This is a genomic window from Runella sp. (assembly GCF_027484545.1).
Lineage (GTDB): Bacteria > Bacteroidota > Bacteroidia > Cytophagales > Spirosomataceae > Runella.
Genome location: NZ_JAIXST010000254.1, coordinates 1 through 13,688, shown reverse-complemented (window position 1 = coordinate 13,688; position 13,688 = coordinate 1). Strand labels below are relative to the sequence as shown.

General features: G+C 43.8%; 14 protein-coding genes. 2 read left to right on the top strand and 12 right to left on the bottom strand.

The features are described 5' to 3' along the window. The first annotated feature begins 156 nt into the window (after positions 1 to 156). Both Q0081_RS23185 and Q0081_RS23180 read left to right on the top strand, forming a co-directional pair. Entirely contained in the window at positions 157 to 792 is a 636-nt protein-coding gene (locus tag Q0081_RS23185; protein WP_298359300.1) for a peroxiredoxin, read from the top strand. Between the two features lie 201 nt (positions 793 to 993). Continuing rightward, positions 994 to 1,626, top strand: a complete 633-nt coding sequence (locus Q0081_RS23180) for an NAD(P)-dependent oxidoreductase (RefSeq protein ID WP_298359297.1) — start codon at positions 994 to 996, stop codon at positions 1,624 to 1,626. A gap of 308 nt (positions 1,627 to 1,934) precedes the next feature. On the opposite strand, the gene Q0081_RS23175 is transcribed toward Q0081_RS23180, so the two are convergent. The 12 genes from Q0081_RS23175 to Q0081_RS23120 all read right to left on the bottom strand — a co-directional run bounded on the left by Q0081_RS23175 (position 1,935) and on the right by Q0081_RS23120 (position 13,408). Beyond that, positions 1,935 to 2,894 carry an SUMF1/EgtB/PvdO family nonheme iron enzyme gene (locus Q0081_RS23175; protein WP_298359294.1) on the bottom strand — a complete coding sequence of 320 codons (960 nt, stop codon included), beginning with the start codon at positions 2,892 to 2,894 and terminating at the stop codon, positions 1,935 to 1,937. A gap of 123 nt (positions 2,895 to 3,017) precedes the next feature. Further along, on the bottom strand, positions 3,018 to 3,485 hold the full coding sequence (locus Q0081_RS23170; protein WP_298359291.1) for a hypothetical protein: 468 nt from the start codon (positions 3,483 to 3,485) through the stop codon (positions 3,018 to 3,020). Between the two features lie 22 nt (positions 3,486 to 3,507). Then, a complete protein-coding gene (locus Q0081_RS23165; protein ID WP_298359289.1) occupies positions 3,508 to 4,005 on the bottom strand; it encodes a hypothetical protein in 498 nt (165 codons plus the stop codon). Positions 4,006 to 4,067: 62 nt separating this feature from the next. Beyond that, positions 4,068 to 5,123, bottom strand: a complete 1,056-nt coding sequence (locus tag Q0081_RS23160) for a hypothetical protein (protein WP_298359286.1) — start codon at positions 5,121 to 5,123, stop codon at positions 4,068 to 4,070. Positions 5,124 to 5,179: 56 nt separating this feature from the next. After that, a complete protein-coding gene (locus Q0081_RS23155; RefSeq protein ID WP_298359283.1) occupies positions 5,180 to 6,022 on the bottom strand; it encodes a TssN family type VI secretion system protein in 843 nt (280 codons plus the stop codon). 31 nt (positions 6,023 to 6,053) lie between these two features. Next, positions 6,054 to 6,998, bottom strand: coding sequence for a type VI secretion system baseplate subunit TssG (locus Q0081_RS23150; protein ID WP_298359280.1), 945 nt, complete (start codon positions 6,996 to 6,998; stop codon positions 6,054 to 6,056). A 94-nt stretch (positions 6,999 to 7,092) separates the two neighbouring features. Continuing rightward, positions 7,093 to 8,922: a hypothetical protein gene (locus Q0081_RS23145; protein ID WP_298359277.1), complete on the bottom strand. Its 1,830-nt coding sequence runs from the start codon at positions 8,920 to 8,922 to the stop codon at positions 7,093 to 7,095. A 91-nt stretch (positions 8,923 to 9,013) separates the two neighbouring features. Then, positions 9,014 to 9,436: a GPW/gp25 family protein gene (locus Q0081_RS23140; RefSeq protein ID WP_298359275.1), complete on the bottom strand. Its 423-nt coding sequence runs from the start codon at positions 9,434 to 9,436 to the stop codon at positions 9,014 to 9,016. Between the two features lie 7 nt (positions 9,437 to 9,443). Beyond that, positions 9,444 to 11,282 (bottom strand): type VI secretion system Vgr family protein, encoded by a 1,839-nt coding sequence (locus Q0081_RS23135; protein ID WP_298359272.1) that lies wholly within the window; start codon positions 11,280 to 11,282, stop codon positions 9,444 to 9,446. Positions 11,283 to 11,388: 106 nt separating this feature from the next. Continuing rightward, positions 11,389 to 11,781 (bottom strand): type VI secretion system tube protein TssD, encoded by a 393-nt coding sequence (gene tssD, locus Q0081_RS23130; RefSeq protein ID WP_298359269.1) that lies wholly within the window; start codon positions 11,779 to 11,781, stop codon positions 11,389 to 11,391. 67 nt (positions 11,782 to 11,848) lie between these two features. Further along, positions 11,849 to 12,436, bottom strand: a complete 588-nt coding sequence (locus Q0081_RS23125) for a hypothetical protein (RefSeq protein ID WP_298359267.1) — start codon at positions 12,434 to 12,436, stop codon at positions 11,849 to 11,851. After that, positions 12,437 to 13,408 (bottom strand): M91 family zinc metallopeptidase, encoded by a 972-nt coding sequence (locus Q0081_RS23120; protein ID WP_310586522.1) that lies wholly within the window; start codon positions 13,406 to 13,408, stop codon positions 12,437 to 12,439. It abuts the gene before it with no gap. Positions 13,409 to 13,688: the final 280 nt, after the last annotated feature.

Below are 13,688 nucleotides of genomic sequence, written 5' to 3'. Positions count from 1 at the left end.
ACTGGGCGCTGGTACATCCATAAATGCGATTTATAAACAAGAAGAGCCGTGTGAAGGGAGACTTTCACGCACGGTTCCGTGAGAACGTGGGGGTGCAATTCCCCTGCGTGACTCGATTGGCGGCTACTCAGACTAAATCATCTAACTATAAAAATTATGAAACAAAATTTATTGAAAAGATTTTTCATCAGTTTGCTTTTGACTTTGAGCACGATAAGCACTTTTGGACAGATAACATCATACGAAAATTTACCAGCAAACTTACCAATCCCAGTTGATGACGGAGCTTGTGATCACCTGCTTGGAAGACAAATTCCTAGCATTAAACTTTCTTCCACAAGCAACACAAAAATAAACTTGAAAGACTTGAAAGGAAGAGTAGTAATTTACTGCTATCCAATGACAGGACGACCTGGCGTCAAACTTCCTGATGGTTGGGATCAAATTCCAGGAGCAAGGGGTTGCACACCTCAGTCTTGTTCTTTCAGAGACCATTTTGACGAATTACAAAAACTGAACACAAAAGTTTTTGGACTTAGCACTCAGACCACAGACTATCAAAAAGAAGTTAAAAACCGTTTACATTTACCCTTCGATTTATTAAGCGATAAAGACCTTGATTTTGCAAGCTCATTACGACTTCCACTTTTCTCGGTGGATAATATGAACTTAATAAAACGACTTACGCTAATAGTTGACGAGGGGAAAATTGTGAAATACTTTTATCCAGTTTTTCCGCCAGATAAAAACGTTGACCAAGTGATTGAGTGGCTAAAAAATAACTTAAAGTAAAGCTTAAACGAGATAAGCAGCTACCAACCGCACGGGCGGCCCCGATTGTATTTATAAAAAAGTGGGTGTACGGAAGTAATTGAGCAGTTGTGCTGTTTTCAACATTAGCCCTAAATTGGGCTTTTGTGCTTTTAATCCCCTTCTTCATAAATACCCGTCTGTTAGCGGTCAGCTCAAAACCAAAATCAATAACAAAGAAAAATGAATATAACTATCATAGGAGCCTCGGCTGGAATAGGATTAGAAACAGTAAAAAGAGGATTAAATAGAAATCATTCGATAACGACCCTTTCTCGATCTGAAATTGAAATAGAAGAAAAAAAATCGTTAAAAGTGATACTTGGTGATGCGACTAATAAAGCTGACCTATTAAATTCAATCCAAAACGCAGATGCTCTAATTATAACATTGGGGACAGGTAAGAATATGAAAGCTACTACCCTTTTTTCAGATTTTGCAAAATTAATTGTGGAAATACATAGGGAGAACAAAATAGATATCCCATTTATTTTTGTTACAGGATTTGGAGCTGGAGAAAGTAAAAATTATGTTCCTTGGCTTGTAAAGATGTTTTTAAAATACTTTTTAAAAGACGTTTATGCTGACAAAACTAAAATGGAAGAAATTGTCACTAATTCAGATCTGAATTGGACAGTTGTGAGGCCAGGAAGGCTATTAGACAAGGAATTGACAGAAAAATACCGTATTGAAAACAAATTATTCAAAGGAATTGATATAGGCGGAATTAATAGAGCTGACGTAGCAGACTTTTTAATAAAACAAGTAGAAAAACAAACTGAATTAAAAAAGTACATTGCTATATCTGAAAAATAGGATAAAATAAAAGCCAGATCGTTAGCGGTAATTTTTCAAAAAACCCCACCGTTGTGCGTAGTGTTCTTCTGAACACTGCGTACTGAAAATAAGAAGCCGTTTGTAACGGCCCTTCCAAGCTGGCAAAGCTCTCAAAGTTCGTAATATTATATCACCAATCTATCTCCAAAAACCCTTTTTGATTGTTCATGTAATTCTGTGTTTTTACGGCTATGTTTTAGCTACTTTTACTTTGGTTGGGCAGTTACAAACTGCCTTTAATTTTGAGTACGCAGTGTTGAAAGAACACTACGCACAACCTCGGTAAATCACTGATCATAACAAATCCGAAACCCTACCACTACATTTTGGGCGGCGGGCGGTAAACTGTAACGGAAAGTGAGGGGTTTGGGGTCGTCGCCGAAGGAACGTCCGCGTACAACGCGCCTTGTCCCCTGAGCCGCGCCTGGAGGATTGGTCGCGGGGCTGCCGGCGTAATATTCTTTGGCGTACCAATCCGCGCACCACTCGGCCGCATTGCCGCCCATATCAAACAAACCGAAGACGTTGGCTTTTTTGGTTCCGGTAGGTTTTGTACCGGCAGCGTCGGTATTTCCTGAGTACCAACCGGTTGCCTCTGATGCCTGAGTTATTTTAAATGCGCCACCGCAAGCGGCATATTCCCATTCGGCTTCGGAGAGGAGGCGGTATTTTTTTCCATCCTGCTTTGAAAGCCAGTCGCAGTAGGCCACGGCGTCGCTCCACGACACGCCCACTACGGGGTGATTGTCCTGCCAACCCCAATTGGGTGGTGTCGGCATCGGCTTTCCAGTTGCTTTGCAAAACGCCTGAAATTGAGCTACGGTTACTTCCTGTCGAGCAACGTAAAAATCTTTGACCGTAACGGCGTGTGCAGGGCGTTCGTCCACGGCGCCGTTGTCGTCTCCCATTTGGAAAGTGCCGCCTTTCACCAAGGCAAAGCCCAAATTCTTGGGTTTAGCGTCCGGTTTGGAGGAATTTGAATGAGGAAGATTAGAAACCGGCGTAGGATTGGGCGTGACAGGGCCACTGTTTATTTTTGCAATCGCTTTCAGCGTCTTTTGAAGTTGGCTTTTGCAATAGGCTTCTTCATTGCGAATCCGTAAGGCTCGCTCGTAGTTTTCTTTAGCACATTGGTACTGTTTCGCTTTAAAACACTCATCTGCCCTTTTCTTGTACGTATCAAAAGTCACCTGTTGGGCATACCCAAGGTTTGTTACAAAAAAGCAGAAAAGTAGAAAGCGAAGCATAAGAACTAATTGTGAATTAGTGATTTAGTGAATGGATCATCGCCGTTACGATTAGTCAATAAACAATTGAAAATCAAACACTTAATAACAACAGAAAACCGCAAACGATTTAACCGAAAACCCTCATTGCGGTACGCGCTGTTGCAGCTCTTGCAATTTTTGGTCGAGTTGCGCTTTCTCTTCCATCAGCTGATTGTATTTAGTAATCAGTTGGTTCATTTCTTCGTCCTGCCCATTTTGAGAGCCGCCCAAATCCGTCACAAGCGCTTCATAACTTTTCAGAACTGCCCGAAACAACGGTTTGTCATAGTGACTTCTCAATTGATTAATAAACCCAAAAATGGTAATCAGTTCATTGGCAGTAGATTGCCCCGACACTTTCAGTCTCCGTACATAGTCATCCAAACGGTTGGTTTCCATCAAAAAAGTAGTGATTTCAGCGGCACTTGCCTGACTGCGTTCATTTGCCAGTTCAGGGATTTTGCGAAAATTCAGATAAATGGCAATACCAATTAATGCAATCACTCCGGCGTAGCATAACCAGAAATAAAGGATGCGGTTATATCGTATTTCGCTGTTAAGAGCTTTCATAGTGAAAGTGAATATCGTTTACTTATTTAGGAATTGCAGGAACAGCAGGCGCTTGTATGGGTTGTATAGAAAGGTTGTCAATTAAGCCTTCAGTTCGCTCTTTTAATCTGGTTAATTTTTCGATTTTGTCTTTCATTTCCAGTTTTTGAGCCTCCAACTCCTTCTGGTTCTTCATCTTATCTTCATTGAGTGAAACAAGGGAACGATAATTCCGCGCCATCTTCCCAAAAATAGAATCTAAAGGGTTTGCGGTTAAAGGCCGTTGTTTCAATTCCAGCATTTTCACTTGAAAATTACCTTTGGCCTGTACTAATGCGATGGGGTCAGCCCCTTTTAATGCCAGTTTATAAGTACGATACAGTGTATCGGACTGTTGTGCGTCCTCCAAAATTCGGTCTTCCAGTTGAGATGATACTATAGTTTTTTCAGCAGAACGTGTTTTCAAAAAACGATAACCTGCCGCTGTCAACAGTACTAAAAACAGCAGGTTAATCAGACTATATTTGAGAAAAGGTGTCATTTTTTCAGTTTACAGTTAGCGTGGTCAAACCTGTGAGGTTCTGAAAACCTCATAGGTTTATTCTACCGATATTGCTCGCGTCCGCGATAGCCTCCGTCGGAATCTCCTTTGTAGACGTATTCCAAGCCGCTTAACTCGGTAAAAATAGCGTTGAGGTTGTCCAAAAAATCTTTAATCAGCGCCAATGACGGAACAATATCGTTGTGGTTGTACTGAATTTTGACCAACAGATTGAGCTTGGATTCAAACGTCGCCTGCGTTACGCCAAAGCGTTGTCCAAAGTAATTGTACATGTACTCTTTGTTGCGTTGGGGCAGGCACCGCAGTGTTCCCAGAAAAGCCCGCGCAAACCGCGCAAAGTACTCCACAAAATACACCGGCGACGATTCATTGAGAATCAGGCGGTATTGGTCATAGGTATCGGCAATGTGGAGAATCACCTTTTGGGCTAAAATCCCCACGTTTTTTGACCAATCGTCCTGCGCTTTCAAATACACATTTTGTACGGTCGTTTCGGCATTTTTATCAATTTGACCAATCAATGCATCAAAGTGGTCGAAGTACCACATCAGCGTAGGATGGGCGCTCACACTGAGGCAAGGCGGCACATATTCCCACTCCGATAATAAATTAAACTGCTGATTGACTTTACGCAGTTTGCCCACTACCAAATGATTCATGCCCGAGGTATTTTGCCGAATATGCTCGGCGGTAGCTATCGCCAACCGAAGCGCAGGCATCCAATGAGGCAACCGCAACGGAACTTCCTGAGGGTTGGGTTCGCCAAAAGGTACAATCGTCGTCGGGTCCACAACCAGCACCACAAAAAACTCCGTACTCCGCTCGTTCATCAATTCGTTCTGAATATTGGACAGCGAAAAAGTAAGTGACGGCTGATTGGGATACATAGGAAATTCAATCCGAACTCCGCCCAACGTAATTGCCCGACAAAGCGGCAGGGTAATCTCATTTCCATTTTGACTCAACTGACTCACCTTCCCATCGGCAGAAGCCAGCAATCCGTAGGTGTAGGAATTGAGGTGGGTTCGTGCCACATCGCGCAGGGCATCGGTGGCCGCCAAATCGCTTCCCAGCAGGTGGTCTTTCGTGATTTTCATCCCGTCCACCCAATTTATCGGCCAATGTTTAGTGTTTGGAGTCGCCATATTGAAAATTAGTCGGTATAACTGCGCGCCACTATCGGGGTGCTGCTTGTAATGTTATTTTGGGTAAACGTCTTATCCGGGTCCAAATAGGTTTTAAACAATCCCAAAAACCAAGGTGTATAAAACACCCAGCCAACGGGTTTATTTGTTTGAGCTTCCTGGCAAACAATGGGTTTTTGAGGGTCTATTTTGGTATTGTACAAATCAATCATGTAATGCATCCACTCCCTCAATTCACGGTCTTTGGGTGCTTCAAACTCGTGTCCTTCCCATGCCGAATTGTTTGGCTGTTTGCTGATTCTTACTTTCACCCGTTGGGTATTTCTCAACTCAATAACGGGCACTCTCGTATTGACAGGATAATACCATTTACGATATATACTGGGCGGAATTGCCGTCCCAAAATCATACGATTTCACAAATAGGTAGGGCAATAAATACAGCAAAGCCCCTAAAGACAAATAAGGCGTTAGCATTCCCGGTTGCTTGGAAATCAAGGCATACGACAAAATAAAACCCGACATTCCAAAAAACAGTAACGACACACACAGCCAAAAACCGGGAGCAAACTCCTTTCGCTCCAGCCAAGGAGTAAAGGTCTTGTAAGCGGTCATCAAAAAAATAACTCCCGATATCAACGCCACTATTTCAAAAACGACAAAACCCAACAACGGCGAAGCTATTTGACTTACGATAGCTCCCAAACCCGCAGAAAGGGTAAAAATCAGTAAAACGTACATCAGCAGCTTCTTCGAAAAAATATTGGACGATTTCAAATACGCTACGATGCCTAAATTAGCAATCCCAAAAACAATGTTTCCAATTAAAAGGATAAGTACGGTTGAGGACATATTCACTTACGTTCGTTAACTGCTAAAATACTCATAAAACCGTTGTAAAACCTAACAATGCTTCCTCATTTAGGGGATTTAACTGAAACCCTGTCGCCGACTTCTTTGCCAACAGCACCAACCGCCAATCCATCTCAATCGGGACCAATAATCCACACAGAAAATCAACGATTTTTTGGTTGCTGGCGTTGGGCACGTACTCTTTTATTTGAGTAGACGAAAGCGGTCCAATGCTAATTTTCAAACGGCGATTTTGATCCGACCACGACGATACGGCCGTAACCGTATCCACGCCCAACGACGCTTCTCCCAAGGAAGCAAACGCAGTTTCTACGGGCAGCCAATCGGCAATGGATTCGTACGTCAGCTCGACTGTATCGCCCAATAGCTGTTCAAAACAATCCTGCATCCAAGGTAAATTTCCCGCGGCCCGGTGTGCGATGGTTGTCATTTGAAAAAGAGACGACTGCTGTTGGTCCGTTAATTGCAAGTCGGCACTTTCGGGCCAAAAAATCGCCAAAAACTCTTTCAAAAAACCTTTATCCTGACCTGCTAATGCCTGTTTTTCAAACTGTTCAATCCGAACCCGCTGTTGGCTGATAGCGTTGTCGAACGGCAAGAAGAATTGGCGGGCTTCCTCCTCCTGTTGTTCTTCTTCGGCACGAATCTCCTCCCACTGATCGCCACTTGTGGCACGCCCCGTGGGACGATGAAACAGTCGTTCGGGCAGTGTATCATACAAACCATCGCGAGGCGTACTGACCCGAAACCACGATGCTCCGCTTAATTCGTTGAATACGTTTTCAATTTCGGAAACGTCACGTTCATAAAAATACGCCGATGAGCGCTCGGGATAAATGACAATTTCTTCTTTTTTACAAAACCCATTGGTCAACAGTTCATCCACAACGGCTTCTACCCGCAATCGTTTGACGGGCAGTTGGTCTAAAGCGAGTTTTAACTCTTCCGGGGACATTTTTTTATTGTCGATTTGCGACGGGGCCGCCCGCGCGGTTGTGATTTCAAATTGAATCCAAAAAACTGTAAACTTAAAAACTATAAACTCCCTTCTACTCCTGCCCATTGACCAATACCCGGAGCGGCAATACACCTGAGGATTGTTCTTCCAAAAGGTATTTGATACGCAAACTATACTCTGCCCATTGTTCGGACGGCAATGGTTTGGCAGGGTTTGGAATTAGATTAATGTCTAATGTCCTTTGTAAACCTTGGTATTGCGAGGCTCCCATAACAAAACCTTTACTTATTTCTACCCTTTTCAATTTATCGCCCAATTCAGCAAAACACACTGCCTTGTAGTCTTCCATCGTCACGGCTCGCCCGCGGGTAAGAATTGCTTTCTTAAAAACAGGTAAATTGTCATCTCCCTGCAAGGGGCGCTGTCCCCCTTTGGTGGTGGTTAAGAGCAGCGTCTGATCGTCGGTAAAAGCGATATTGGTACGGTCACGCGTTAGTTTTGTTCCAAACGCAATGTTATTGGCGGCATCGGCTTTGGTCGTCCAGTAGCGGATATTCAATCGCCCGCTTTTTTCGGTGGTTTTAGCGCTGACAAACCAGTTTTGAAAATTATCTTTTTTAATAACGTTGTTGATTCGTTCGAGACGTTTGCGGATTTCTTCCACGTCGTTTTCGATTTCGCCCCGCCCCAAGGCCATAAACATAGCTCCTTCGTCGCGCAGCAAATCCGCCAAATAAGACAGCATTTCGGATGCATCACGCTCATCAAAACGGGCTACACCACCTTGTCGGAGTAAATATTGGCTATTATTATCTCGACTAAACTGTTGTACATTGGTCAACTTGACACCCGCAGCAGTTTCAATTTCAATCATATCCAGAAAGAAATCACTTTCATCGGTACGAATCGGAAACACGTTGAACAAAGACCGAAGCTCCGGAGTATTGTTAACTAAACGGCGATTAACCACGGGAAAAGCATTCAAATCGAGATACATCCGGGAAAGAATTTCGGGTGACAGCCCGCCAGGGAATTTAATTTTTATCCAAAACAATTCCTGCACGAAATACCGTTGAAGCTCATCGGGACGCAAAAAAGAGGTAATAGCCTCCGGATATTTTTTTTTGCGGGTTTGAATTGATATTTTTTCTCCCGTCTGGCGATTGTTGCTGCTGATACTCAATACGTGGGCGTCATATTGGCGCTGTACGGCGCGGTCAATCCGCGCTGATGCGCCGAGCTCATCGGCCAGTCCGTCAAACGTTTTTTTATTGACCAATCCCTGCGTTACTTGCAACTCCTCCGTATCGGTAAACATCCTAACATCCAACAAACGACTCAAATGCGTGTTACGCGATGGGTCGTTTCGCCAATCAAAAAACAGCGCAAGGTCATTGAGCTCTTCCAAATCTTCATTTAGTGCCAAACCAATCCAAGCCTCATCGAGTGGCAAGGCCTGATCCATAAAATATTCCTTGGGCGCCCCCGCCGTTGTTTCGCGGATACGGCTTTGAAGGATAAGGGTATTGAGTTTAGCCTGATGAAGCGTATATTGCCCTACCGGAGAAAAGAAAAACTCTTTACCGGCCACGTTAGCACTAAACGGATGTACGGGCAGAACGTCGAACGAAGGGTCAATAATGCCCACTTTCATCATACCATGGGCGGGTTGCGGGCCAGTAAGTACTTCGGGTGTGAGTAAATGTGCCAGTCGCTGCACGACCCTGCTTCGAGAGTTATCTAATTCGTGATGGACATTTTCGAGTCCCGTGGCAAATGCTCCCAGCAACATTCCCACCAAAGGATCAAAGCTCTCAACGGCCAAATCACTTTCGTCGTAATGCCACAAACGGGCAATTTCCCGAATCATTTCGGTTCGGATGTATTCGCGGGTTTTATAGCGTTGGGGTTCGTTGTACATAGTGGGTTAGTAGCCAGGAGACAGAACGGGGCCCGCCACGGCGCGGGGCGCCCCGTGGCGACCGTGCCCGTGCGGTGAGGAGTCTCACCTATCATGAATATCGTACCAATCTAAACTTCATATCACGCAGTTTTTCCTGAGTCTGAACAAGCGTACTGGAAATAACAATTTGAATATAACGACAAATACGAGGGCTTGCGCCATCGACTTTCTCTTCTACATCCGTAATCTCAATACTCACTTTCTGTACCGTGATTCGTGTCTCAAATTTACGCAGGTATTCTTCAATGCTGCGCTTTATCTGGTCTTTACTGGGAGTATCTCTCAATTGCCGAAAATCATATCCGTGAACTATACAGCCATAGGTATGATCAAAATGGTATTCCTTTGGTTTTGAGGAAAGATACAGAGATATATTTTGGGCAATAGATTCCTCTACCGAAATTTTTTCGGTGGATTGGCGCTTCATCAACGACCCAAAAGAAGGCGGAACAGGATAGTAATCGTCAGGCATCGGCTCATTAATTTATGTTTACTACTCCTCCTTTCAGGTTAGCGATAGGGCCTCCTTTCAGATCCAAATTGGCGGTTGCTTCCACGCTGGCATTTGCCTTTGCTTTGATTTTTACATTCAGCCCTTCCAATTCAATGTCTGCGTCGGTGGCTACTTTAAAACCTTTTGACTTTACATCAATTGTTTCTTTAGAGCTTCCTTTAAAGGTTTTTTCTCCGTGCAATACCAAATCCTCGGAAGCATTTATGTTGATTTTCGACGCATTCAAACTGATACTTCCTGCGCTTATATTGACAGAGCCTTTACTCTTTATGTTGATATGAGAATTGCCTTCCATTGAAAGCTCAATTTCATTTTTGTTTTCTTTGTTAAAAATATGAATTTTTTCTTTTCCCTCAGTATCATCAATAATAATGTGATTTCCGCCTTTGGTAATAAAACCTTTGATATTATCGTCGGGTTGAAACAATTGATCTCCGGGCTTACGAGGCCCGTCATCGTTAGTATACATACTTCCGCTGACAAAAGGTAAATCCGGGTTTCCAAACTCAAAATCTACCATCACCATATCCTGCAGTTCGGGGATAAAATAAGATTTAGACTTTCCGGTCATCATGCTCGAAACTCGAATAAACGGCGTTGACTCACCCGTGGGCTGCCAACCGAACTGTACTTTTACGCGCCCTAATTTCAGTGGGTCATTCGTATCTCTGACCCCTGCAATGTGCGTTTTAGCAAAGGGAGCCACAATCCGGTAATCAACAGGTGGAAATTCGGAATCTTGCGGAATAGCCTCAAAATTGGCCTGATACACACCCCGCGCATCCAAAAAATGATTGAGTCGGGTGACAACAAACGTACCATAATCAATGGTATCTGTCCGTACGCCATCCACAAATACGGGCTCGGTTATCGTTACCAACCCTCCAATCTTCATCTCCATTTCGGGAGTACGTCCCGTAAATACCGCCAATTTAGTAGCTTGCTCGCTCTTTTTAAGCTTTACTGCCCTTTTCAAACTATTTTCATTGGGATGATTTGTAAAATTAATATTGACCAATTCATCGGCAAAAACCTCACTTGAACGGTCCAGTGTCATTTGTGAAAAAGAACTCAGCCCATCTACCTGCTCGGCGGATGAATTAGAGACAAATTGTTTAAAAGCCTCATAATCAAAATAGGATGCTTTGAAATTGAGGGGAGTAACCCGAAGACCATACTCCATATCAAACAGATTGCTGCCATGGGTCAAGGCAACCGTAGGCGAAGTTTCCCGAACGCTTTTACCAAAGATCAATGAGCGGCCGTCATAGAACATCCATTCCCCAAACTCTTCAGCCAATCGTTGTAAAAAATGATAATTGTCTTCTTCATACTGAGTTATGTACGGAATGGGAGTACTGTTGGCCAGTGATACGCTCGTAGGAAATGAAAACGGGTTCAATACCTGACTGACAATGTCGGCCAGTGATTTTTCGGTAAAACTGCGCGTAGTCACCCCTGCTGCCAGCTGAACAGTAGGACTTAGACCGGAAATCAGAAACGTACTGGCCTGGCTTTGCCCTTTTACCAATCGTACCGAAGTTACAATGCCCGAAAAGATTTGAGTTTGCTCGGGCGACCCTTCTCTGCCTTGCTTCAATGTAATAGAGGCACTTTTTCCAACAAATTTATCGGCCAGGTCTTTCAATTTAATGGCTCGATTGGAGAGCATCTCAGGAGATACGCTGATTTCAAAATCGTGGTGGCTTTCAAATCGTTGACCAATCCGTACGTGATTGACCCGTCGAATGGTTTCTCCATTGATTGTGATTTCTACGCTGGCAGTAAAAGTGGAAGTGGCCATGATGAAGCTTTCTAAAAATGTCTGTTGTGAATAAAATGCAATAAACCTGTCAGACTTTCCCGATGTACTAATATCGGTTTAAAAATCTGACAGGTTTTTAGGGTAATTACTCTCGTTTCAATTTCAACTTTTGGCCGTTCACGTCCAAATCGCGTGAACAGATGGTAAAAGTTTGGGTACCCGTACCTGCTCCTGCCAGATTGAAGGTTTCGCTGAAATTCACTACGGAGGCGTCGTTGAATTTAATCGTACGAAGTTCTTCTCCTTTTTGATTCACAAATTTGATCTCTCCGCTGATGTCATCTTTGTGCTGAAGCGTCATCAATTCGATAATTTTCGCATTCGCATTACGGGTTTCGATGGTTACGTCGATATTTCCGCCAAACACTTCTGAAGTAGTTTCATTGGTATGCGGATTTACGTGCTGATGAAACGAATATGAACAGTTTAATACTTCGAATTCAGTACCGTCGATTTTGATTGTTGCCTTGTGTGCCATGGTTGTAAACGTTTTGAGGTTGAAATGTTTTTAAAGTGAAAAATTAATTGGTTATGAAAAAGCTTGATTAATACTTTACTATCAACTCCAGATAGATCATTTCCCGGAGTTCATTTTTTTTTGCGTTCGGACTGATCCAGTAATAGGTTTTACGGTCCGTCGGCTCTTCAATAATGTCTTCTTTCTCGGGTTGTGGAAAGTAATCCAAAGTAAATTGAATTTTATCTACTTTCGCTTCTTCGACTGCACTTAACTCATTGATAATCAAAGACAAAGGATATTCAATAAAGTAAGAATAATAACCTGATTGGTTGTCTTCCAGCAACTCCGTGAAAAAATAGCGAGGCGCAGGGGTTAAAATGTGCTTGAAGGAACGGGTACCGATTGCCATTTCCAGCATGTGATTTTGCAAATACAGTTGATAAGCCGCCGGTGTTTCTGACACCTGTACTATTCCCGCTACTTTCGCAAACGTCACGTTTGGGATATAAATCGGTCTTCCCGAGCGGTTGGTAACTGTGTATCGAAGCAAATATCCATTGCTTTGAGTAATGACCTGTACCGTTAAAAACACATTGTTCATCGCATAGATAGTTGTAATACTCACTAAGTACATCAGTATCAATCCCGCCGCATATCTTTGGAGCTTGCTCATCTAAAACCTTCCTCCGCCGGTTCCGTCAGGATTTGAAGGCCAATACGAAGGTCGAGGCGGCGGAGCTTGCCCGGTTTGGGGAGAGACATATCCCTGTTGTCCCAGTTCATCCCTCATTTTATTCTCCGTATAAGGTTGCCCGGTCGTATCAGGCAGGGCGGTTCCATTTTCGGGATGCCCCGGATTTTTATACGTATCTGCCGGCAAACCCACGGTATTACGCTCTTCATTTACGTTACTGATGTCATCATTTGGCGGTCCTGAACCATTGGTTCCGGTCGCATTATGCGTGGCGTGAACGAGTTCGTGACCCAGTATGACCGTAGAGCCCGGTTTCATGTTATCGTTGGTAGGGGTCGGGCCTAACTGATGGCTATTGGGGTCCCATCCAATCACCGAGTTTCCATTAGCAGATGGTGTATTGGTGCCGTTATTAGGACCCGCACTGCCATTGTACATTTGAACCGTTACCGTTTTTCCTTTGCTTTCGATGGCGTTCAGTGCTGCATTTCCGGAAGCGGTTTGGTCCAACATAATCAACGCTGCCAAGGCCTGAAATTTGAAATTCGGATTAGCAGGGTCAGGGTTAATGACGATTCCTTTTCCAAAATGTATATTACCGGCGGAATCAATCGTAATAGCACGCAGACTGCTTGCGGATACGAACGGACCTCCGATATTAACCGTCGGCAATCCCGTCATTATAGTACCTCCGTGGGCCGTTTTGCGAAATTGCGTAGCTGCCGGACGCCCTCCTATCAACACGGTGAATGAACCTTCCATGATAAAATTAGGAGCCGGACTTACACACACACACATGTCAGCCAAATCTGCGGCAAGCATTCCCGGTCCGCCGATATTTACCGTAGCAGCACCCGGCCCGGTAATCATCCCTCCCACGTGGGGTTTAGGGCCGTCAGACAGTGTACAAACGTGCGTATCTACCGTAACTCTTGCCGCAGGTTGTCCCATTTCAGTTGAGCGTTTTTCTTAAAAAATGAATGAGCGAATGACGAGTGAGCGAATGACGACGGGGGCGCCCGTGCGATGACGAATAAAGTTGTTCTCGGTATTTTATTCGTCGTTCGTCATTCAAAAATTCGTCATTCCTAAGTTTCCTTATGGTTTCAATTCCGGTAGTGCTTCAATTATGGTGCTGAGAGCCCCATTGCATGATTCAAATTATGGTAGCATAAATAGAATTTGATAGCCCCAATGTGATTTTCTAATTTTTTAGAAAATGAGAGGGTTT